This is a genomic window from Pantoea sp. DY-15 (assembly GCF_019795935.1).
Taxonomy (GTDB): domain Bacteria; phylum Pseudomonadota; class Gammaproteobacteria; order Enterobacterales; family Enterobacteriaceae; genus Pantoea; species Pantoea leporis.
The window spans coordinates 1,018,801-1,041,108 of the sequence record NZ_JAIMIF010000001.1 but is presented as its reverse complement, the minus strand read 5'-3'; the positions used below and the strand labels follow the sequence as shown (position 1 = coordinate 1,041,108).

The window sequence follows — 22,308 nt, the reverse complement described above, 5'->3', positions numbered from 1 at the left end:
TCTCCAGTGAATAACAGGGTTTACGCGATGTAACGCGCAGGTGTTATTCCCGGAAGACGCAAAAGGTCAGATGCCGCCGTCGCAGAGGCGGAAACAGCGGTGCGCGGCGATAGCCGACGCAAGTGGTGGTTTGTGTGAAAGTGGCGATCAGTGCCAGCAGCAACAGCAGGAAAGGCAATGCGGTATCAAGGATTGGCGCGGCGGCACTCAGCGATTTTGCGCTCAGCGCACAGGGCTTTTCGCTGCCGCTGGCATCATCACTGCTGTTGGTGTGCGCGGACGCGCTGACCTGCCCTAAAGGTACGGAAGGCAAATTGAAGCTGCGCTGGACGAGACAAAACGCCAGCACCAGACAAACCAGTGCCAGAATCCATTTTGCGCGTGATAGCGATATCGTCATGCCGCAGCCTCAGAGAAAAGTGCGGGCATTTTAAGCATCCGCAGCAGAAACACCAAGCTTTGCTGTGTAAACTTTTGTCTTTGTGGTGCGAGCGTCGTAGGGTCGCCATTCATGGCGACCTGGTCAATTACCACACCCGGCTAAACAATATCATCGACCACGCCGCCATCGACACGCAGCGCGGCACCGGACGTTGCCGATGCCTGTTTCGAACAAACGTACACCACCATATTCGCCACTTCTTCCACCGTGGCGGCGCGCTGAATCACCGAACTTGGCCGCTGCGCCATCACAAACTCTTTCGCCAGCTCTTCCAGCGGCTTACCGGTGCGCTTCACCTCATCTTCCATCATGGCGGCAAAGCCATCAGAGAGCGTTGGGCCGGGCAACACGCTGTTTACCGTCACGCCGCTACCCGCCACCACTTTTGCCAGACCGCGCGCCAGCGATAGCTGCGCCGTTTTACTCACGCCGTAATGCAGCATATCGGCGGGAATGTTCAAGGCTGATTCCGAGGAGATAAACACCACGCGGCCCCAACCACGCTGCACCATCTCCGGCAATAAAGCCCGCGACAGGCGCACGCCGGACATCACGTTGGTTTGCCAATAGGCGTCCCAGGTGTCGTCATCCACGTCATAAAAATCCTGCGGACCGTAAATCCCGGCGTTATTCACCAGAATATCGATTGGCGGCAAGCCATTAAGCAGCTGCATAACGCCCTGGGCATTGCCGAGATCGGCGATAAAGGTGTGAATTTTCGCCCCCGCCACTAAGCCGTTGAGCTTCTCGCGCGCACGACTCACCGATGCTTCGCTGCGGCCGTTCAGCACCACTTCCGCCCCGCTGGCAGCCAGACCTTGTGCAATGGCAAAACCGATGCCGCCGGTTGATGCAGTGACTAAGGCTGTTTTTCCGTATAAATCGATGTTCATGGCATTCTCCTGTGTGATCGTTATCACAAAAGCCTGGTTCAGACAGGAGAAGATGCCTTGACGAATCATGCGATGGCGGTGTCGGCCGCAGTGCTGATGTGCGTTCAGCCTGCTGCCGACATTTTCAGCCCGAGGCCGATAAAGCCGGTTGAGCGCTGATCGGCAGCCGCAGTTGACGCTGTAACCAGGCGCAGGCTGCCGCCTGATCCGGATTGCGTGCGTTAAGCTGCAACACCGGACCCAGCGCCATCGGTTGGGCGGTTTCTGCTAACTGGCGCAGTTCTGGCAGATACTCCGCGCCCGGATGTCCCGGCATGCGATCGGTTAAACGAGCCTGATAACGCGCTACCGCCTCATCCGGCGTGATCGCCAGCCACAGCTCCAGCACCCGCGTCACGCCCGCCTGCTGCAATCCCTGCTGCAGCACCTCTTTCGGCTGGAAGCCAAACCAGGCATCGATGACATAGATACAACGCGTCGGCGCTTGCGCCACCACTTGCCAGATCGCCTGATACGCCGCACAACCTAACTGGCGATTGCGCAGGCGATCCACCGGCGCAAAGCTGGCCATAAACGGCTCTTTCAGGCTATCCAGCGTCAGCACCGGAAAGCCAAACTGCTCGGCCAGCGCGCGCGTTAGCGTGCTTTTGCCGGAAGCCGGAATGCCATTCACCAGCACGACAATTTTCTCTTCAGTGTCGGTTGTCATAGGATTTCTATCACCTCCGCGGCACTGCTGGCCTTTCGCAATCGCACCAGCGTCTCCTCATCCTCCAGCAGCGTAACAATCGCGCGGATGCCCTCTTCAATGTGCGCGTTGCTGTCACGCGCACCGAACATAATCACGATGTCGGCTTTGTCACTGCCGTCGAATGAGATCGGCTCATCCAGCACAATCATGCTGAAACAATCTTTCAGCACGCCGGCCTCCGGCCGCGCATGGGGAATGGCGATGCCCTCCTCAAACACGTAATAGGCGCCATGCTCCAGCGTGTTAGCGATCACCGCTTCCGGGTAACTGGCTTTGATGTAACCGCCGTTCACCAGCGGCAGCGCCGCCAGCGCGATCACTTCGCGCCAATCCCTGGCGCTGATCCCCACCTGAATCGCACTTGCCTCCTGCAGCAGCTGTTTAATACTCATACTGCCTCCTTAAAATGATTTGCGAATGGTGTTGCGCAGTTCATCAATTTTGACAAACAGCGGATCAATTTCCTGACGATACTGTCGACTTTTGGCAAAGATATTTAACGCACGATTATATTCCAGCATTAATTGTTTTTGCGTGTCTGTCGCCTGCGGATTATTCGCTAACTGTTGTTCCAGTTCGCTTATTTTCCCGCTGATGGTTTCAGCCTGAAGATCTATTTCCTGTGAATCCTGGCTCTTATTATCAGAGCCCTTTTTCAAGAATCCAAACATAGCGTCTCCTGCCCCGAATGGCGCCGGGCACCTCAGGTTATTACGTCATGAGTGAGTCGGACTTAGCGGAACAGCTGAATCTTTTCTACCAGCACATTGGTCACGGCATCGTTGGCCGGCACAAGGAAATTACGCACGCTGTCGTTGACCTTGCCCTTTTCAAACGTCTGCTTGCAGTTTGCGACCCACTGCACATTCATCTCTGTGCCGACGTTCACTTTCTCAATGCCGCTGCGCACCGCAAGACGCATATCTTCATCGCTAACACCGGTTCCGCCGTGCAGCACCAGCGGCGTTTTAGTGGCATCGGTAATTTCCGCGAGGCGCTGATGTTGAATATGGGCTTTACCAGTGTACAAGCCGTGCACCGTGCCGATGGAGATCGCCAGCATATCGACGCCGGTTTCATCGACGAAGCGTTTAGCTTCATCGACGGTGGTAAAGGCCGCATCGTTCATTTCCACTTCTTTGCCATCTTCCGAGCCGCCAATCGCGCCCAATTCCGCCTCAACCGAAACCGCCAGAGGGCGCGCCATATCAATAACACGGCGCGTATTGGCGATGTTCTCTTCAATCGGTAAATGTGAACCGTCATACATAATTGAACTGAAGCCCGCATCCAGCGCGGTTTGGATAGCGTCCAAATCCGAACAGTGATCGAGGTGCAAACAGGTCGGCACGTTACGGCTTTCCGACAATGAGCGAATCGCATCTACCAATAATTTATGTCCGAGATATTTGGCGGTTCCGGTTGAGATCTGAATCATTAATGGGCTATTCGTTTTCTCCGCGGCTTTAAAAAAGGCGGGCAACATTTCCAGGCAGTGCAAATTAAAGGAACCGAGCGCTTTAAATTCACGTTCTTTAGCCACCTGTAACAGATCGGTAAAGTTATAAAGTTTCATGGAGCTTTTCCTCATGGGATTTAGACTTGGTGGATTTTCCGTTAACAAACCAGGCGATGAGAGTAATAAAGGCGATAAACAGCGCGACGAACAGCCAGTTATTCTGGAATGCATGGCCGAGCACCAGGCCGGTACTGATGACATCCGAATCACTGAAGGTGACGCCGGTAAAACCGTAGCTTTCCAGCATCGGCACCAGAATCGCCGGCAGGAAAGTGATGAACAGACCGTGCACGAAACCGCCGATCATTGCGCCGCGACGACCACCGAGCGCATTACCAAACACGCCTGCGGTGCCACCGGCAAAGAAGTTGGTCAGCAGACCTGGCAGAATCATCGCCAGACCAAACATCGGGAACACCAGCATGCCAACCACCGAACCCAGCGTGGTGGCGAGGAAGCCGACGATCACCGCGTTTGGGGCGTACGGGAACATCACCGGGCAGTCGAGCGCCGGTTTTGCATCCGGCACCAGACGCATGGCGATACCACGGAAAGCCGGCACAAGTTCGTTCAGCAACAGACGCACGCCGCTATACAGCACGAACACACCGCACACGAACTGAATCGACTGCATAAAGGCGTACATCAGGTAGTTCATGCCGTTGCTGTACTGGCCGATAAATTCCGGACCGGCGGCGACCGCAGGGATCAGGTACATCGGCACCATCACCACCGCCATCGACAGATAGGTGTCCTGCAGGAATTTAAAGTTATCGGGCAGTTTGAGATCTTCGGTGGAGCGCGACCCTTTGCCCACCACCTTTGCCACCGCCGCCGTCAGCAGATAGCCAATGGTGCAGAAGTGCCCGAGCGCCACGTCGTCAGAATCGGTGATGCGGCGCACCACCGGTTGGGCCAGTGCAGGCATCACCACCGCCATAATGCCGCCAAAAATGCCGCCGGTAAGGATCAGAGGTAAACCTGTCAGCCCCGCTTTATAGCCAATCACCGCACCGATGGTCGCCATCCACAGCAGCGCCTGTCCGGTAAGGAAGATGTATTTGAACGGTGTCAGACGCGCAATGATGATGTTGACGATAAAGATCACCAACAGCGTCAGCGCCACTTCTGAACCCAGCTCGCGGTTTGCTAACCCGGCAATGGCGGCAACGTCGGTGATATAACCCTGCATGCCAAAGCCGTGGGTGAAAATGGTGTTCAGGAAGGTCAGCGTACCGACAATAATGTTGATACCGGCCATCATAATTAAGAAACCGAGCAGGGTTTTAAAGGTGCCTTCCACCACCTTGCCCGCCGATTTTTTTTGCAGTAGCAGACCAATCAGGGCAATAAAGGCGATCAGTATCGATGCCTGCCCCAATAAGTCTTTTACCAGGAAGTCGATGACACTATTCATGATTAGCAACCTTTAAGTTACGTTCTTTCATAAACGCCACGATTTTCTCTTCAATTTCTGCTTTGTCGGTCAGCTTATTGAGAATAATCACCCGCTTGATCTGTTCCGGGCTGGCATCGGCATTTAACACATCAGCAAAGGCTTTCTGGGTTAAAATCATGTCGGATTTAAAGGCGTTGGCTTCAGAAATGGTGGTGTGATCAATATCAGCATCAATTTCGAGTTTCTTTAATACTGACTTGGCGCTCATTTCAATCGCAAAGCTTGAACCCAAACCACATCCACAGACACATAATATTTTCAGCATGGCTATTTCCTCACAGAATTTGCAGTTGTTTAGCGAGTTTATAATGATGCCCTTCCGTATCGACCAGGCGTTTTTTCATGCTTATTAAATCAATCGGAATCGGTCGATTACTGCCATTAATAATCACCGCTTTATTGCGCATTCCCGACTGAATACAACGCGCGACTTCACTGGCCATAATGGTGCCCTGATAAATCTCTTCACAGGTAGGATCGCCATTACGCAGGCCATAACCGATAATCGTTTTACGGATACGCACACCAATTAACGGTTCAATTTGTTTAATTAAGGTATCGATAGCACCCTGAAAGCCCGGTGAATATTCACGGGTATAGCCTTCCGAGCACAAAATTATTACGCTGTTCTGCGCCGCCAGCCGCTGCGTGATGCGCTCCGCCAGCTCCTGCGGTGCAATCTGGCATTCCGGGATCAGCGCGAAATCCGCATTGGATTTGATCGCTGACTGCAAGGTTAATTCACCGCAATAACCTCCCAGCAGCTCCACCATAAATACACGACCGGTTAAGGCGCGGCCGGTATTACGTAACTTCGCCACCTCTTTTAACACCTGCTCACAGGCGGTGGAGAAACCAATACTGTAATCACTGCCAAAGACATCGTTATCGATGGTCATGCCGACGCCAAAACAGTTGACACCAAATTCGCTCAGCGTATGCAGGAATTGTAATGAACCATCTCCGCCCGCCATAATTAATACATCGATGCGCAGCGATTTAAGGTGTTTGGCGATCATCTCATATTCCGGGCGAATTAATTTCCTGCTGGTTCGTCCCGATTGCATCACCGGAATAGCGGCGATGGCGTAATCCACTAAATCGCGTTGGGATATTTCCTGGTGATTGTTTTCCAGCAAACCTGGAATACCACCATTAAATAACACCATTTCCGCTTGAGTTAAGCGCGATATTTGATACACAAAGTTATTAATCCCGGTGACATCGCCACCGCTGATTACCATGCCAATTCTCATTGTCATCATCCTTTATGCTGTGCGTCTGGAATTCATTCTTCCGATTAACCGCATTGTTATTTGCAACGAATGTCACACTTTTGCCATCAATTCATCGAGAGCGATCATTGACAGCGGCCAATAAAGGCTTTCTTTTGTGATATATGTCACACGTCAATTTTAAGATTAAACCCACAATGACAAGTAAAATCATAATGTTATATTTATTTTGCGTAGTAAAATCAGCAGGCCAAATAAACGCCCTCTTCGCGATTTTTATTTCGATCTATTTTGTGATTTCCCGCGCATTTTTATCGGTTCCTCCCGGTTATTCCGTAAAGTAAAAAGGGATAATGATTCCGTGCGTTATTTACGCGTCAGGGCCAGTGAATGATTGACTCAGTGCAGCTGCCCTTGTCCAATACCGTGGCAGATGAAGAATAAAGAAGAGAAAAATGAGCATGCAGAAGGATATTTTGCTTAAGTTGGCCGCGGTGGTGGGTGACAAACAGTTATTAACCCATGCGGATGATAAAGCCTGGTACATAAAGGGATTCCGCGTCGGGCGCGGTGACGCGCTGGCGGTGGCATTACCGCAAACCTTGTTGCAGCTGTGGCAAACACTGCAGGTGTGCGTGGCGCACGATGTGATTGTGTTGATGCAGGCGTCAAATACCGGCGTTACCGGCGGCTCAACGCCCGACGGCAATGACTACGACCGCGATATCGTGATCATCAGCACCCGCCAGCTCAAAGGCGTGCAGGTAATCGATCAGGCGCGCTAGGTGATCGCCTTCCCCGGCACCACCTTGACCGAACTGGAGCACACCTTACAGCCGCTCGGGCGTGAGCCGCACTCGGTGATTGGATCATCCTGCATTGGCGCCTCGGTGGTCGGCGGGATCTGTAATAATTCCGGCGGCTCGCTGATTCGGCGCGGCCCCGCGTTTACCGAAAAATCCTTGTTCGCCCGTATTCATGAGGATGGTCGCTTAGAGATGGTTAATCATCTCGGCATCGAGTTGGGCGACACGCCAGAAGTGATGCTGGCAAACCTGGCGCAGCAGCAGTATCAAACCGGCGAGCAAGCCGATTGGCAGGGTAAAATCTGGGCCGATGACTACGCCGACCGCTTACGAGATGTGACCGCGGATTCCCCAGCACGCTTCAATGGCGATCTGCGCTACCTGCACGACAGCTCGGGCAGCGCCGGTAAAGTGGTGGTTTTCGCTGTACGCTTGCCCACCTTCGAAGCCAGCGCCGGCAGCGACACCTTCTACATCGGCACTAACGATGAGAACGTGCTGGTGGCGCTGCGCCGTTTCCTGCTAACCGAAATGAGCGAACTGCCGCTGCAGGCGGAATATATCCATCGCAATGCCTTCGATTTAACCGTGCGCTACGCCAAGCATATGTATCTGGCGATCCGCAAACTGGGCCCGCAGGCCATTCCGCAGATGATGGCCAATAAAGCCAAATGGGATGTGCGCGTCAGCCATCTTAAATTCCTGCCGCGCAATGTTGTTGATCGGGTGCTGCAATTCTTCAACCAGCTGACGCCGAGCTTTATTGCGCCGCGCATCATGGATTACCGCAGCGAGTATCAACATCATCTGATGATCAAAGTAGAGTCGCCGCAAACCGCCGAGTTGCAGAGTTTACTGCAGCAATTCTTTGCTGAGCAGCAAGGCGGCTTTTTCCGCTGCAATACGCGTGAAGCGGCGGATGCGTTTTTGGTGCGCTTCGGCGTGGGCGGCTGCACCATTTCCTACTGCGATGCGCTGGGCTATAACCCCAACGAGCGGCTGGTAGCCTTCGACGTGGCGCTGCGCCGTAATGACGATGCATGGCGTTTGACGCTGCCCGATCATCTGGCGGCGCAGGTGCAGGTTGATTCGTGCTGCGGGCACTTCTTCTGCTTTGTCAATCATCAGGATTACGTGCTGAAACCGGGCTACGACGCGAAAGTGTTTAAGGAAGAGGTGAAGCGCTATCTGGAGCAGCGCGGCGCGAAGTATCCTGCCGAGCACAATGTCGGACACCTCTATGAGGCATCCTGTGAACATGTTGAGCACTGGAAACAGCTCGACCCCACCAACAGTTGTAATCCGGGGATTGGCAAAACCAGTAAGAAGAAGTTTTGGCGGGAGATGTAACATCGCACGTAGGGTGCGCATTCATGCGCGCCCGGTCACCATAAATGGCGACCCTACAAAGGATTGGCGCGTTTTTCGTAGGGTGCGCATTCATGCGCGCCTGGTCACCATAAATGGCGACCCTACAAACGATTGACGCGTTTTTCGTAGGGTGCGCATTTATGCGCACCTGGTCACCATAAATGGCGACCCTACAAAGGATTGGCGCGTTTTCGTAGGGTGCGCATTCATGCACGCCTGGTCGCCATAAATGGCGACCCTACAAAGACGAATAATTATGGGTGCGTTTCGGTTGAACCTTTCAGCTTTGATTGACCAAAATCAACCAGCGATGCCGTTCGCGCAGCAGACGCTGATGCAGTTGCTCGAGCTGCTGCAGCGTCAGTGCCTGAATAGCCGCGCGATTGAGAGTGGCCAGGCCGTGCTGCTGGCGCAGGGTTTCGAGTGCGGCCTCGCCATTATCTTTGCTTGCGCATTGCGTCATTAAGCTTGCCTGCCATGCCGCCAGCTTTTGCGGCGAGATTGCCGCGATCTCGGCTACCATCTCACGCATAAAGCGTTTGCAGTGACCCAGCAGCGCACGCCAGGAGATATCCGGTGATTGCAGCGCCAGCATCAAGCCATCCACATCCGCCACCCGCTGATAGCGCGCCGACACCACATAGCCAATTTGCTGATCCACGCGCAACCGCTGGAAGAAGCGCGTTTCCAGCATCAGCGCCAGCACGCGTAAAGCGGCCAGGCTGGCATCGTCGGCCTGCGGTAACGGCATAAACAGCAGCAGCGCCTGATCGCGCCCGTCGCAAGCGATGGGCACGATGCCGCGCTGCAGTCGTGCTAGCGGCGTGTCGCGCGCCAGATCCGGCGTAAAATCGCTGAGCAGATGCGCCACGCGCTGGCTTAATGCGGTATTGGTGCCGCACCATGCCGCCAGCCATTGTGGCGCGGGTAATGGCTTGATCAAGCAAGTGGGCAAAGCGGCAAGCAATTGATGAATCACAATCGAAGGGGTATTCGCTGCGGGTTGCGCCAGCACCGGCGTGTTCAGCGCCTGTATTGCCTGATGCACGCTAAACAACGCGCGATCGGCGGATGCGGGCAGATTGAGCAGCAGCTGCCAGCTGGCATGCGTCTGTTGCCAGCTGCCGTTGCCACCCGCGTGGCGCAATTCCGCCAGCAACGGGCGTAACTGGCGCTGCCGCGACTGCGCGTCTTCGTCACTCAAGGTCTGATAAAACGCCGGACGCAGCAGCAGCGTTTCAACCTGTTTTACCGGTTCAATCAGCGGTAACGGCTGCGCCACGGGCGGGAGACGAGGGAGCGGAACAGCGGCTGAAGCGGGATAGAAGTGAAACGCTGCGGGTTTGGTCGCAGCCAGTAACGGCGGCAGCCACTCAGCCAGTTGCAGGGTGAAGCCCTGCGTGTGATGCGGCGCGCCGTCAATCTGTTGCTGTGTGAGCAGACGTGTGCGCGGCCAATGCGGCAACGCTGCGGCAAAATCCGTGAAATTGTCTGGTAGCGCGCAGCCCGGCGCGAAGCCCAACGCCCGGCCGCGCAATTGTTCCAGCGGCGACAAGGTCGCGAAATCCTGCTGCGCGAGCTGTGCGTAGTGCTGCAGCTGAAGCGCCGTACATTCAGTTAACACAGCCAGATGCTGCCAAACGCGTTGCTCAATCTGTTGCGCCTGCGCCGGGGAAATGCGCCTGGCGCTAAAGCGCAGCGCCAGTGACGCTTGCTGCTCATCTTGCCATAACCAATGCGCGTCAAAGGTTTCGCATAACGCCTCAACGCGCAACTGCGCCAGCAAGCTGCCGGGCGCTTCGTCCTGCCAGAATGCTGTTAATAAGGTGACATTGTCACGCACAGTCTGCTCATCGCCCGCCACCAACATCGTCAGCCAGAAATTTTCTTCACCGCCTGATAGCAGTAAACGATCGCCTCGCAACAGCGTAGCTTCAACAGCCGCAGCGCATTCTCCACCCGCCAGCAAACTGCCGCCGAAGCGTGCCGCCAGCTGTTCGAGCTCATCCAGTGATTGCGGCCCTTGCAGCCAAAGTTCCATATTTTCAGCGCGATAGAAACGGCGATGAAAATCGCGTAGTGCGGATTGTAACTCCGTGACGTTGTCACCAAATGCAAACCCACTGCCGACACGGAAGCGCTGGAAACGTCCCGGCAACTTATCCAGCACGGCAGCTTCACTCAGCGTGTCGGCATGGTTTTGCAGCAGTTGATACTCAGCCTCAATCACCGCCGCTTCCTGCTGAATGGCCTGCGCTGTCAGCAACGGTGACGCCAACATATCGCACAGCCGCTGCACGCCCGCTGACAACGCTGCGGCTGGGAGCTGAAAGAAATAGGCGCTGCGGCTCAACTGCGTGGTGGCGTTCACCTGGCCGCCCTGCTGCTGCAGCCACGGCATCAGGCGGTCGTCGCCGTGAAAAACTTCGCTGCCGCAAAACAGCAGATGTTCCAGCAGATGTGCCAAACCCGGCCAGCGATCCGCTTCATCCAGACTGCCGGCCTGCACGCGCATCAGCGCCGCCGCCTCACGCGCGTCGGGCTGATGATAAAGATGGCAGCGCAGGCCGTTGGCGAGCGTGAGCTGGCGCGCGTGCATCAGGTGACGCGCTGCTTAAAGATCAGTTCGGAGTTGCTGCGATTGCGGAACTGCAGCTGCTGGATTTTGATGTCGCTGCAGTTGGCTTCACGTCGTGCTTCGAGGATCTTGCCGTGATGCGGCGATTTGCTGCACACTGGATCGGTGTTATCGGCATCGCCGGTCAGCATAAAGGCCTGACAGCGACAGCCGCCAAAGTCTTTCTCTTTTTCATCGCAGGAGCGACAGGGTTCCGGCATCCAGTCAAAGCCGCGATAGCGGTTAAAACCAAACGAGTTGTACCAGATATCGTCCAGCGTGCGCTCCAGCACCGACGGGAACTCAACCGGCAGCTGACGCGCGCTGTGGCACGGCAACGCGGTGCCGTCAGGCGTGACGCTGAGGAAGATCGATCCCCATCCGCCCATGCAGGGTTTCGGCCGCTCTTCGTAGTAATCCGGCGTCACGAACAGCAGATTGGTGAGATTGCCGCTGGCGCCCATGCGCTGACGATAATCGGCCACCACCGCTTCGGCGTTGGCGATCTGCTCGCGCGTCGGCAGCAATCCTTCACGATTGAGCTGCGCCCAGCCATAGAATTGGCAAGTCGCCAGCTCGACATCGTCGGCTTCCAGTTCGATACAGAGATCGACGATTTTGTCGATCTGGTCGATATTGTGGCGATGCAGCACGAAATTCAGCACCATCGGATAGCCGTGTGCTTTCACCGCTTTCGCCATCTCCAGCTTTTGCTGGAAAGCCTTTTTCGACCCGGCCAGCGCGGCATTAAGCGTTTCATCGCTGGCCTGGAAACTGATCTGAATATGATCGAGCCCGGCGTCAGCAAAGGCGTCGAGTTTTTTCGCCGTCAGGCCAATGCCGGAGGTGATCAGGTTGGTGTAGAAACCGAGATCGCGCGCGGCGCGAATCAGTTCCGGCAGGTCTTTACGCGTCAGCGGTTCGCCGCCGGAAAAACCGAGCTGCACGCTGCCCATGGCGCGCGCCTGACGAAACACCTCAATCCACTGTTCGGTGGTCAGCTCTTTCTCCTGCTGGGAAAAATCCAGAGGATTGGAACAATACGGACACTGCAGCGGGCAGCGATAGGTCAGTTCTGCCAGCAGCCACAGCGGCGGCGTCACGCTTTTACTCGGGTTCACGACACTGTATCCATTTTTGTTCGATGGCTGATTGCAGGAACTCTTTAACGTCATCGCCGACGCCGCCCGCATCCGGGAAACGCGCATCCAGCGTGGCAACGATCGCCGCCACATCTTGTTTGCCATCCACCAGTTCGAGGATCGCCACCGCAGTTTCGTTCAGCTTGGCCATGCCTTCAGGATAGAGCACCACATGGCTATCCTGCGCCGCTTCCCACTGCATGCGGTAGCCGCGACGGAAAGCCGGAATCACATTATCTTTCATGTTGTTATACCAGTCTTGTGCTGTGCCAGGACACCTGATCGGTGACCGTATGATAAGGCGGACGTTGCAGCGCATACGCCATGGTCATGGCATCGAGCATGGTCCAGAGAATATCGAGCTTAAACTGCAGGATCTCCAGCATGCGGTTTTGCTGTTCGGCGCTGGTGAACACCTCAAGCGCCAGCGCCAGTCCATGCTCCACATCGCGGTTCGCCTGGCTCAAACGGCTGCGGAAGTAGAAATAGCCTTCCTCTTTGATCCACGGATAGTGCTGCGGCCAGCTGTCGAGGCGCGACTGATGAATCTGCGGCGCAAACAGCTCGGTGAGCGAGCTACAGGCCGCTTCCTGCCAGTTAGCACGGCGCGCGAAGTTCACGTAGGCGTCCACCGCAAAACGCACGCCCGGCAGCACCAGCTTCTCTGACAGCAACACGTCACGATCCAGCCCCACCGCCTCACCCAACTGCAGCCAGGCTTCAATCCCGCCTTCGTGACCGTTGCTGCCGTCGTGATCGAGGATGCGCTGTACCCATTTACGCCGCGTCGCCGCATCCGGGCAGTTCGCCATGATCGCCGCGTCTTTAAGCGGAATATTGGTCTGATAATAGAAGCGGTTCGCCACCCAGCCCTGAATTTGCTCGCGCGTAGCATTGCCGTTGTGCATGGCAATGTGATACGGGTGATGAATGTGGTAGAACGCGCCTTTGTCGCGCAGCGCCTGCTCAAACGCGGCGGGCGATAACGCTTCAGTAATGATCACGATGCAAACTCCTGCAGATGAATCGCCATACCATCCCAACTCACTTCAATGCCCTGCTGCGTCAGATAGGCGCGCTGTGGCGATTGCTCATTAAGGATGGGATTGGTGTTGTTAATGTGAATCAAAATCTTGCGTTTGGCCGGCAGCGCGGCCAGCAGCGCCATTAAACCTTGTTCTTCAGCCAGCGCTAAGTGGCCCATCGCTTTGCCGGTATTTTTGCCGACGCCGGTAGCGAGCAGCTCGTCGTCCTGCCACACCGTGCCATCAATCAACAGGCAATCGGCTTTTTGCAGCCACGGCATGATCACCGCATCCGGCTCACCAAGGCCCGGCGCGTACAGCAGCGTTTGGCCGTTGGCGGTGTTTTCAATAAACAGCGCCACGTTGTGGCCCGGCAGCGGGCGATCGCGATACGGCGAATACGGTGGCGCGTTGCTGAGAATCGGGATCGCGGTGAACTGCAAACTGTGGCAGACATCAACGCGAAACGGTTCCAGCGGCGTTAACGCATGATGCTGCAAGCCGCCATTCCAGTGCTGCAACATGGTGAAAATCGGGAAACCGCTGGTGAGATCGCCATGCACTTCCGGCGTGCACCACACCTGATGCGGACAACCTTCGCGCAGGCTTAGCAAGCCGGTGGTGTGATCGATTTGGCTGTCGGTCAGAATGATGCTGCCAATCGCCGTGCCGCGCAGCACACCCTTTTTGATCAGTTCTGGCGTGTGGGCAATTTGCTGGCTGATGTCCGGCGAGGCGTTACACAGCACCCAATCTTCACCGTTGTCGCTGACAATGATCGAAGATTGCGTGCGCGCCTGAGCCTGAAGAGTACCGTTACGCAGGCCGCTGCAATTGGCGCAGTTGCAGTTCCACTGCGGGAAACCGCCGCCCGCCGCTGAACCGAGGACTTTAATAAACATGAAAGTTGACCAGAGAGAGAAAACAAAATGCCCGCACGAACGGCGGGCAGAAGTCTTAGCGGTTGGAGATGTACAGAGTCACTTCCAGGCCCAGACGCAGGTCAATAAACGCAGGTTTTTTCCACATAACGGTCTTCCTCTTAAAGCTAAAACGCAGAGAAATCTCTGCTGAAGTGAATTGCGGTTGTGACTTGGATCACATCGCAATCCGTACGCGCGCAGATGTTGCGCCAATGTAGCGAGCAGATCAACCCTGATTCGGTAAGGGAATTGTGTTAATCCTGCCAAATTTGTTGCAACACGCGCTGCCAGTTGCCCCATGCGAGCTGCTCAAGTGCTGTTTGATCGTAGTCGAACGAACGCAACAACGCATAAAGATGCGGTAATCCGCTGACATCTTTCAGCGCATCAGGCACGCTGATGCCATCAAAATCGGAGCCCAGCGCCACATGATCGCGGCCCATTATCGCGATCAGGTGCTCAACATGTTTAACAATTTCGATCAATGCGGTGTCGCTATCGCGTTTTCCGTCGCTGCGCAAGAACGCGTTGCCGAAATTCACGCCCACCACACCGCCGCTGTCGCGAATGGCGCGCAGCTGATCGTCAGTAAGATTGCGTGGCTGGGCGCAGAGCGCGTGCGCATTAGAGTGCGTCGCCACCAGCGGTGCAGTTGACAGGCGCGCGGTGTCCCAGAAGGCTTTCTCGTTCATGTGCGACATATCGATCAGCATGCGATGGCGATTGGCTGCGGCGATCAATTGCTCGCCTTGTGCGGTCAAACCCGGTCCGCTGTCCGGCGAGCTGGGGAATGATCCACTGACGCCTTCGCCAAAGCGATTAGGCAGATTCCAGAACGGCCCGATGCTGCGCACGCCCGCTTTGTAAAACGCATCAAGCGCGACGCCATCGCCATCAAACCCGTCCGCGCCTTCAATGTGCGCCACCAGCGCCAGCACGCCGTCCGCGCGACAGGCGGCAATATCTGAGGCACGGAGACATAAACGCGCGCGACCGTCAGATTGCGCCGCCAGCGTTTTCAGGATGTCGAGCTGCTGCCAGAGAATCGCCAGCGGATCGAGATTCTCCTCCGCCCGCTGAGGCGCAACTTCTTTGACATAAAGCGGTGGCGGCACGAACATCGCGAACAGCCCACCGGCAAAACCGCCCTGCTGCATGCGCGGAAAATCGAGGTGGCCCTTTTCGATGCCGTGAAAAAATGCCTGCGCCGGATCATCGCGATGGTGCAGCCACAGATTGAGAAGCAGGTCGTTATGACCGTCGAAGGTTTTTAGCAACATAGTGGGATCTTGACGAAACAACATGCCGCCATGCTACGCGCGCGCTGCTGTTTCGCCAAATACGGGCGCACAAAGGGTTAGTTCTGCGCAACCTTTAAGCCGTGATAGAAGGTTGGTTTCACATCCAGATGTTTTTGAATTAACCCGTATTTCTGGTAGAAATCGGCGGTCTCCTGCTGTTGAGCGATGGTGGCATCATCAATGCTCTGCCAGTGCGATTTGCGCCGTGAGAAGGATTTCGCCGCCGCCTCTTTCGGGAAGCCGATGATTTTCGCCAGTGTGGTGGAGTACTCATCGACATGGCTGTTGGCCCAACGATCGGCAGCCGCTAAACGATTGACGTAATCCTGCAGCGCCGCGCGTTTCGCCTCATCTTGCAACGCGGCGTCGGTAGCGGCGAGGAAGCTGTTGCCGCTGGACAGCCCGACGCCGTTCACCAGCACGCGGCCGGTATGGGTCACTTCCGCCAGCGCGGTATAGGGATCCCACGTTGACCAGGCATCCACCGAGCCGTTTGCCAGCGCAATGCGCGCATCCGCCGGCGTTAAGAAGCGCCATTTGACGTCTTTATCGCTGACGCCCGCCTGCTCCAGCGCTTTAAGCGCCTCAAAGTGGCCAATCGATCCGCGTCCGGTGGCGATGTTTTTGCCCTTCAGCTCGGCCACGGTTTTGATGGGTGAATCCGGGCTGACCAGCACCGCCAAACCTTCGGGTATCGATTTGCTCACCGCCACCGCTTTCACCTGCGAACCGGCCGCCAGCGAGAACAGCAGTGGCGCATCGCCGATAATACCGGCATCCACCGCACCGGCATTCAGCGCTTCCGCCAGCGGTGCCGCCGCCGGGAACTCAGCCCATTCGATTTTGTAATTGAGGTTGTTTAACTGCTGCGCCGCTTCCATTTCCGCGTGCATATTTCCCTTCTGATCGGCAATGCGCAGCGTCACGGGTTCTGCCGCTGCCGCGCTGCCCGCTGCCACGATCAATAGTGCCAAAGCTGCTCTTTTCATTGTGTTTTATCCCATCGCGCAAAACCCCAGCCTAACCCGTGCGCGCCAAATGACCGATGCCGATTTCGCATGAGATATGCCGCGTGGCGCATAAAGGTTGTCACTTTTGCGCGTAGGGTTGTCAGCAATGCGCGAGCCGCGCCGCGTGCTGCTGGGTGAGACTGAATACAACATCACAAGGAGATCGTTATGCTCATGCAACCCGCTGCAAAATACCGCCCGTTTCCGGTCATCGACTTACCCGAGCGTCAATGGCCATCGCGCCAGCTGACGCAGGCACCGCGCTGGCTCTCTACCGATTTACGCGATGGCAATCAGGCGCTGGCGACGCCGATGGACAGCGCGCGCAAGCTGGAGTTCTGGCAACTGCTGCTGCGCTGTGGCTTCAAGGAGATTGAGGTCGCGTTCCCGGCGGCATCGCAGACCGATTTTGATTTTGTCCGTTTGCTGATTGAGCAGAACCACATTCCAGACGATGTGGCGATTCAGGTGCTGACCCAGGCGCGCAGCGACCTGATCGAACGTACCTTTGAGGCGCTGCGTGGCGCACCGAACGCCATTATTCACCTGTACAACGCCACCGCGCCGCTGTTCCGCGAGCGCGTGTTCCGCCAGAGCAAAGCCGAAATTATTGAACTGGCCTGCGCCGGTGCACGGCAAATTCGCGCCCGCTGCGAAACGCAACAGGATACCGCATGGACTTTCGAATATTCGCCAGAAACCTTCTGCTTTACCGAACCGGAGTTTGCGCGGGAGATTTGCGAAGCGGTGGCGGCGATTTGGCAGCCGGGCCCGGCGCGTCCGATGATCATTAACCTGCCCGCCACCGTCGAAGTGAATACGCCGAACGTCTATGCCGATCAGATTGAGTACTTCTGTCGCCACTTCAGCCAGCGATCGCAGGTGTCGATCAGCGTGCATCCGCATAACGATCGCGGTACCGGCATCGCCTGCGCCGAGCTGGCGCTGCTGGCGGGTGCCGATCGCGTCGAAGGCTGTTTGTTCGGCAACGGCGAGCGCACCGGCAACGTCGATATCGTCACGCTGGCGCTCAATCTCTATACCCAAGGCGTGGCGCCGCAACTCGATTTCAGCGATATCCAGCAGGTGCTGGAAGTGGTGACGCGCTGCAACCAGCTGCCGGTGCATCCGCGCCATCCATATGCCGGTGAGCTGGTGTTTACCGCCTTCTCCGGTTCGCATCAGGATGCGATTCGCAAAGGCTTTGCCGAACGCGCTGAGCGTGAAGAAACCCTCTGGCAGATGCCCTATCTGCCGCTCGATCCTTTGGATATCGGTTGCAGTTACGAAGCGGTAATCCGCGTCAACAGTCAATCCGGCAAAGGTGGCGCCGCGTGGCTGCTGGAGCAGAATCACGGCCTGCAACTGCCGCGCGGCTTGCAGCAGGATTTCAGCCGCCTGGTGCAGCAGCAAACCGACCAGCACGGTCAGGAGATGACGCACCATGCGCTCTGGCAGCTGTTTTGTCAGCATTACGGCTCAACCCAGCCCGCGCGTCGTTTACTGGAAGCGGAAAGTCACAGCGACGATAAAGGCGAAACGCGCTTCAAAGCGCGACTGCAACAGGGCGCACAGCCGGTGACGCTGGAAGGCAAAGGTAACGGCTTGCTCTCTGCCGCCGTCAGCGCGCTGCGTCAGCGCTACGACATCGTCATCACCATTGAGGATTATCACGAACACACGCTGGGCAAACGCAGCGACAGCCGTTCGGTGACGTACATTAGTTGTATTAACGCACGCGGTGAACGCGCGTGGGGGGTGGGCATTGATAACGATGTGGCGCGCGCTTCATTGCAGGCGCTGCTCAACGCAGCGCACGCTTTTCTGCCGCAGGAAAGTAGTTCGCTGGCGTAACGCCGAGCACGCGACGAAACATCGCACTGAAGGCGCTTGGGCTGTCGTAACCGAGATCGAGCGCCACCGTCAGCACGCTCTCGCCCTGTGCTAAGCGGGTTAACGCCACGCTCAGTCGCGCGCGGCGCACCCAGTCGCTGAACTGTAAACCGGTTTCGCGGCTGAAATGGCGCGCCAGCGTGCGTTCGGCCACGCAGAGTTGCGTGGCGGCGCGGGCCAGCGTCCAGTTTTCGCTGGGCGCTTGCTGGATGTGCTGGCACAGACTCAGCAAACGCTCGCTTTCCGGCAGCGGCAGGCCAAACGGCAGCACATCCATTACGCGAATTTCATCGAGGATTAGCTCGTAAATACGCTCGGCGCGGCTGCCGGGAACGTACTGCTCCGGCAGCGCCAGCGCGCTGACAATCAACTCACGTAGCAGCGGCGAAATCTGTACCACCTGACAACTGGCGGGCAGATCGGCGCGCGCCAGCGGATCCACAAACAGCGTGCGCGCGGCCACCGCGCCAACAATGTGCAGTGCGTGACGCGTCCCCGCCGGCAGCCAGACGCCGCGACTCGGCGGCACAATCCAGCTGCCGTGCTGCGTTTCCACTTTCACCACGCCGCTCAGCGTGTGGATCAGCTGGGCGCAGGCGTGGTGATGCCACGGCTCCGCGTCGCCATGCGCATAATCGTGCGCATAGGGCACCAGCGGACGATAGGCGAAGTCGAAGTTGAGCCGCGCACTCATGTTAGCGTTTCAGATATTGATAAACCGCCGCCAGATCCTGCTCGCCGTAACCGGCATCTACCGCTTGCTGCCAGACATCCACAATGTTTTCCAGCGCCGGCAGTTTGCTATCGCCCGCCGCATCCAGCGCCAGTTTGGCGTCTTTCAGCGCCCACACCAGATGCATCTGCGGCGTGAAATCACCGCTGGCAATCATGCCAAGTTTCATTTTGGCGTACGGTGCCGCCAGCGGACCGCCATCCAGCACTTTCCACAGATCGTCGGTGCTGAAACCAAACTCTTCCGCCAGACGCGTACTTTCCGCCAGGCTCTGCATCAGACCAATCAGCCAGCTATTCACCACCAGCTTCATGCGCGAACTGGCGCCCGCCTCGCCCAGCCATTGCGTGCCTTTACCGATCGCGGCGAACACCTGCTCGGCGGCCTGCGCGTTGCTCTGATCGCCGCTGGCCATCACCAGGATTTGCGCATTCTCTGCTGGCGCTTTGGTGCCAGAAACCGGTGCATCGATAAACACCACGTCCGGACGCGTGCTTTTGAATTCCGCAATCAGTTGATCGGTGGCGGCCACGCCGATGGTGCCCATCTGGCAAATTGTCGCGCCCTGCTTGAGCGCGGTGCTGGCGTCGTTCAGTGCCTGACGCGTGGTATCGCCGTCGGCCAGCATGGCGATCACCACATCCGCGTCTTCAACCGCTTGCGCGGCGCTGTCGGCCAGCGTGATGCCTGCATCCAGCAGATCTTCGCCTTTGGCACGCGTGCGGTTCCAGCCGCGCACCGTGAAGCCTTTTTTCAACAGGTTAGCGGCAAACGCATGCCCCATCGCGCCCAATCCCAATACCGCGACCACAGGTTGTTGACTCATCATTCCCTCTCTTTTGTGCCTTAAGACAAAACCGCCAGACTGACAGAATTTCCCTGTCGCAGCCAGCCAGAGATGCCATGAAAAAACATTTTCAACGCCGCAATGATGAATAATCCGTCATACTATTTACGCTTTTCAAACAAATGATAAAACGATTAACATACGCGCCATTAATGTTCCATTCGGTACATTCCACGCCCTTTTTACGGTCTTTCATAATGAAAATAGCTTTACTGCGACAGGCTTCGCTGCTGATGCTGCCTGCGATGTTAACGGTCTCGGCGCTGGCGGCAAACGCGGCCAGCAACACCATGGTGGTGAGCGCGGCGCCGTCCGCATCTGGACTGTCTGAACTGGATACGCCAGCGGCAGTTAGTGTGGTGTCCGGCGACGATATGCGCCACGCGGCACCGCGCGTCAATTTGTCAGAAAACCTCAGCAGCGTGCCCGGTTTGCAAATTCAAAACCGCCAGAACTATGCGCAGGACCTGCAGATTTCGGTGCGCGGTTTTGGTTCGCGTTCCACCTTTGGCCTGCGCGGCATTCGTATGTACGTCGACGGGATCCCCGCCACCATGCCCGATGGCCAGGGACAAACTTCCAACATCGATATCGGCTCCATCGATCACATCGACGTGCTGCGCGGCCCCTTCTCGGCGCTGTACGGCAACTCGTCGGGCGGCGTGATTAACGTTGAAACCGAAACCGGACAGCAACCCACCACGCTGGAAGCCAGCAGCTGGTACGGCAGTTACGGCAGCTGGCGCAACAGCGTTAAAGCCAGCGGTGCAACCGGCGACGGTACGCAAGCCGGCGACGTCAACTACACGGTTTCCGCCTCGCGTTTTACCACGCACGGCTTCCGCGATCACAGCTCGGCGCAGAAAAACCTCGGCAACGCCAAACTCGGCGTGCGCATCGATGATGTCAGCACCCTGACGCTGCTGTTCAACAGCGTGCACGTTGAAGCGCAGGACCCGGGCGGTTTGACCGCTGAGCAGTGGAAAAATAATCCACGCCAGGTCGCCAGCAACGTGAGCTTGTACGACGCGCGTAAAACCGTCGATCAGACGCAAGCAGGCCTGCACTATCAGCGCCAGATGAGTGAGAACGATGACCTGAGCGTGATGATGTACGCGGGTGAACGTGAAACAACGCAGTATCAATCCATTCCTAAAGCCACTCAGCTGCGCGCAGGTTATCCCGGCGGCGTGATTGCTTTGTCGCGTCATTATCAGGGCATTGATACCCGCTGGACGCACCGCGACGCGCTGTTCACCATTCCGGTAACCTTCACTGGCGGGCTCGACTATGAAACCATGACTGAGAAGCGTAAAGGTTATCAAAACTTTAACGGCGACGGGTTGGGCGTACAGGGCGAGATGCGTCGTAATGAACGCAACCTGATGTGGAACCTCGATCCCTATCTGCAAACCGCGTGGCAGCTAACCGATAAACTGTCACTGGATGCTGGCGTGCGTTTCAGCACGGTGAATTTCGACTCCAATGACTATTACGTCACCGACAGCGATCCCGATGACAGCGGCAATCGTCGCTATCACCGCTGGTTGCCTGCCGCTGCGCTGAATTACGCCATTGATAACAGCTGGAACGCCTACGTTTCTGCTGGTCGCGGCTTCGAAACGCCGACGCTGAATGAGTTGTCCTATCGCGCCGCCGATCAGGCCGGGCTGAATCTCAACCTGCAGCCTGCCACCAGCGAAACGGTCGAACTGGGCAGTAAAAAACGCATCGGCAACGGACTGTTAACGGCGGCGATTTTCCAGACTGACACCAAAAACGAGATCGTTTCTGACAGCAGCTTTGAAGGCCGCACCAGCTACAAAAACGCCGGGGAAACCCGCCGTCGTGGATTGGAGCTGGGCCTCGACCAGCAATTCGGCGAGAGCTGGCGCTTCAAAGCCGCATGGACCTTGCTGGATGCCCGCTACCGCTCTAACGCCTGCGGCACCGAAAGCTGCGACGGCAACCGCATTCCCGGCATTGCCCGTAACATGGCTTACGCCGGACTGGCTTACGCGCCCGATCAAGGCTGGTATGCCGGAACCGATGTGCGCTACCTGAGCGATATCGCGGCGGATGATGAGAATGACGTAAAAGCGCCGTCTTATACCGTGGTCGGCGTGAACAGCGGTTATAAATGGCTGGTGCAGAACTGGACGTTGGATCTGTTTGGCCGCGTCGATAACCTGTTTGATCGCAACTACATCGGTTCGGTGATCGTGAATGAAAGCAACGGTCGCTATTACGAACCGGCGCCGGGCCGCAATTACAGCGTGGGCCTGACGGTGAGTTATGCGTTTCAGTAAATAAACGCGGGGGATAGATGATATCAAAGCCC

The 22,308-nt window shown here is 56.7% G+C and carries 21 protein-coding genes and 1 pseudogene; 3 read left to right on the top strand and 19 right to left on the bottom strand.

Going from position 1 to position 22,308, the window contains the following annotated elements:
- Positions 1-43 precede the first annotated feature (43 nt).
- From K5Y32_RS05035 to K5Y32_RS04995, 9 genes are all read right to left on the bottom strand, one after another.
- A complete protein-coding gene (locus K5Y32_RS05035) occupies positions 44-400 on the bottom strand; it encodes a hypothetical protein (RefSeq protein WP_222181956.1) in 357 nt (118 codons plus the stop codon).
- Positions 401-540: 140 nt separating this feature from the next.
- Positions 541-1,335, bottom strand: coding sequence for an SDR family NAD(P)-dependent oxidoreductase (locus tag K5Y32_RS05030; protein ID WP_222181955.1), 795 nt, complete (start codon positions 1,333-1,335; stop codon positions 541-543).
- 124 nt (positions 1,336-1,459) lie between these two features.
- Positions 1,460-2,044: an ATP-binding protein gene (locus tag K5Y32_RS05025; RefSeq protein WP_222181954.1), complete on the bottom strand. Its 585-nt coding sequence runs from the start codon at positions 2,042-2,044 to the stop codon at positions 1,460-1,462.
- Entirely contained in the window at positions 2,041-2,478 is a 438-nt protein-coding gene (locus K5Y32_RS05020) for a PTS sugar transporter subunit IIA (RefSeq protein WP_101764476.1), read from the bottom strand. Before K5Y32_RS05020 ends, K5Y32_RS05025 begins: the two co-directional genes overlap by 4 nt.
- A gap of 9 nt (positions 2,479-2,487) precedes the next feature.
- Entirely contained in the window at positions 2,488-2,757 is a 270-nt protein-coding gene (locus K5Y32_RS05015) for a hypothetical protein (protein WP_222181953.1), read from the bottom strand.
- 62 nt (positions 2,758-2,819) lie between these two features.
- Complete coding sequence (locus tag K5Y32_RS05010) at positions 2,820-3,662, bottom strand: class II fructose-bisphosphate aldolase (RefSeq protein ID WP_101764478.1); 843 nt, start codon at positions 3,660-3,662, stop codon at positions 2,820-2,822.
- On the bottom strand, positions 3,649-5,022 hold the full coding sequence (locus tag K5Y32_RS05005) for a PTS sugar transporter subunit IIC (protein ID WP_008110085.1): 1,374 nt from the start codon (positions 5,020-5,022) through the stop codon (positions 3,649-3,651). The genes K5Y32_RS05010 and K5Y32_RS05005 overlap by 14 nt, the downstream gene beginning before the upstream one ends.
- Entirely contained in the window at positions 5,015-5,329 is a 315-nt protein-coding gene (locus K5Y32_RS05000; protein ID WP_008110086.1) for a PTS sugar transporter subunit IIB, read from the bottom strand. Before K5Y32_RS05000 ends, K5Y32_RS05005 begins: the two co-directional genes overlap by 8 nt.
- Before the next feature lie 10 nt (positions 5,330-5,339).
- A complete protein-coding gene (locus tag K5Y32_RS04995; RefSeq protein ID WP_101764479.1) occupies positions 5,340-6,320 on the bottom strand; it encodes a 6-phosphofructokinase in 981 nt (326 codons plus the stop codon).
- Between the two features lie 434 nt (positions 6,321-6,754).
- On the opposite strand from K5Y32_RS04995, the pseudogene dld reads away from it, so the two are divergent.
- Positions 6,755-8,455 (top strand): annotated as a pseudogene (gene dld / locus K5Y32_RS04990) (D-lactate dehydrogenase).
- Positions 8,456-8,756: 301 nt separating this feature from the next.
- On the opposite strand, the gene pqqF reads toward dld, so the two are convergent.
- From pqqF to K5Y32_RS04950, 8 genes are all read right to left on the bottom strand, one after another.
- Positions 8,757-11,075 carry a pyrroloquinoline quinone biosynthesis protein PqqF gene (gene pqqF, locus K5Y32_RS04985; RefSeq protein ID WP_222181952.1) on the bottom strand — a complete coding sequence of 773 codons (2,319 nt, stop codon included), beginning with the start codon at positions 11,073-11,075 and terminating at the stop codon, positions 8,757-8,759.
- Positions 11,075-12,214: a pyrroloquinoline quinone biosynthesis protein PqqE gene (gene pqqE / locus K5Y32_RS04980; protein WP_222181951.1), complete on the bottom strand. Its 1,140-nt coding sequence runs from the start codon at positions 12,212-12,214 to the stop codon at positions 11,075-11,077. Before pqqE ends, pqqF begins: the two co-directional genes overlap by 1 nt.
- Positions 12,201-12,479 (bottom strand): pyrroloquinoline quinone biosynthesis peptide chaperone PqqD, encoded by a 279-nt coding sequence (gene pqqD / locus K5Y32_RS04975; protein WP_061720121.1) that lies wholly within the window; start codon positions 12,477-12,479, stop codon positions 12,201-12,203. The genes pqqE and pqqD overlap by 14 nt, the downstream gene beginning before the upstream one ends.
- A 4-nt stretch (positions 12,480-12,483) precedes the next feature.
- Positions 12,484-13,239: a pyrroloquinoline-quinone synthase PqqC gene (gene pqqC / locus K5Y32_RS04970; protein ID WP_222181950.1), complete on the bottom strand. Its 756-nt coding sequence runs from the start codon at positions 13,237-13,239 to the stop codon at positions 12,484-12,486.
- The gene (gene pqqB, locus K5Y32_RS04965; RefSeq protein WP_222181949.1) at positions 13,236-14,162 is read right to left on the bottom strand and encodes a pyrroloquinoline quinone biosynthesis protein PqqB; all 927 of its coding nucleotides are present in this window, start codon (positions 14,160-14,162) and stop codon (positions 13,236-13,238) included. Before pqqB ends, pqqC begins: the two co-directional genes overlap by 4 nt.
- A gap of 55 nt (positions 14,163-14,217) precedes the next feature.
- A complete protein-coding gene (gene pqqA, locus K5Y32_RS04960; protein ID WP_002905689.1) occupies positions 14,218-14,289 on the bottom strand; it encodes a pyrroloquinoline quinone precursor peptide PqqA in 72 nt (23 codons plus the stop codon).
- Between the two features lie 148 nt (positions 14,290-14,437).
- Positions 14,438-15,463 (bottom strand): dipeptidase, encoded by a 1,026-nt coding sequence (locus K5Y32_RS04955; RefSeq protein ID WP_222182897.1) that lies wholly within the window; start codon positions 15,461-15,463, stop codon positions 14,438-14,440.
- A gap of 77 nt (positions 15,464-15,540) precedes the next feature.
- Complete coding sequence (locus K5Y32_RS04950) at positions 15,541-16,473, bottom strand: ABC transporter substrate-binding protein (RefSeq protein WP_222181948.1); 933 nt, start codon at positions 16,471-16,473, stop codon at positions 15,541-15,543.
- A gap of 189 nt (positions 16,474-16,662) precedes the next feature.
- Here K5Y32_RS04950 and leuA point away from each other — a divergent pair, with 189 nt between their 5' ends.
- Entirely contained in the window at positions 16,663-18,348 is a 1,686-nt protein-coding gene (leuA, locus tag K5Y32_RS04945; protein WP_222181947.1) for a 2-isopropylmalate synthase, read from the top strand.
- Here the strand turns inward: leuA and K5Y32_RS04940 are convergent.
- Both K5Y32_RS04940 and K5Y32_RS04935 read right to left on the bottom strand, forming a co-directional pair.
- Positions 18,299-19,081 carry a helix-turn-helix transcriptional regulator gene (locus K5Y32_RS04940; RefSeq protein ID WP_222181946.1) on the bottom strand — a complete coding sequence of 261 codons (783 nt, stop codon included), beginning with the start codon at positions 19,079-19,081 and terminating at the stop codon, positions 18,299-18,301. The genes leuA and K5Y32_RS04940 overlap by 50 nt on opposite strands.
- A gap of 1 nt (position 19,082) precedes the next feature.
- The gene (locus tag K5Y32_RS04935) at positions 19,083-20,012 is read right to left on the bottom strand and encodes an NAD(P)-dependent oxidoreductase (RefSeq protein ID WP_255602501.1); all 930 of its coding nucleotides are present in this window, start codon (positions 20,010-20,012) and stop codon (positions 19,083-19,085) included.
- Between the two features lie 152 nt (positions 20,013-20,164).
- On the opposite strand from K5Y32_RS04935, the gene pqqU reads away from it, so the two are divergent.
- A complete protein-coding gene (gene pqqU / locus K5Y32_RS04930; RefSeq protein ID WP_222181944.1) occupies positions 20,165-22,276 on the top strand; it encodes a TonB-dependent receptor PqqU in 2,112 nt (703 codons plus the stop codon).
- Positions 22,277-22,308 lie beyond the last annotated feature (32 nt).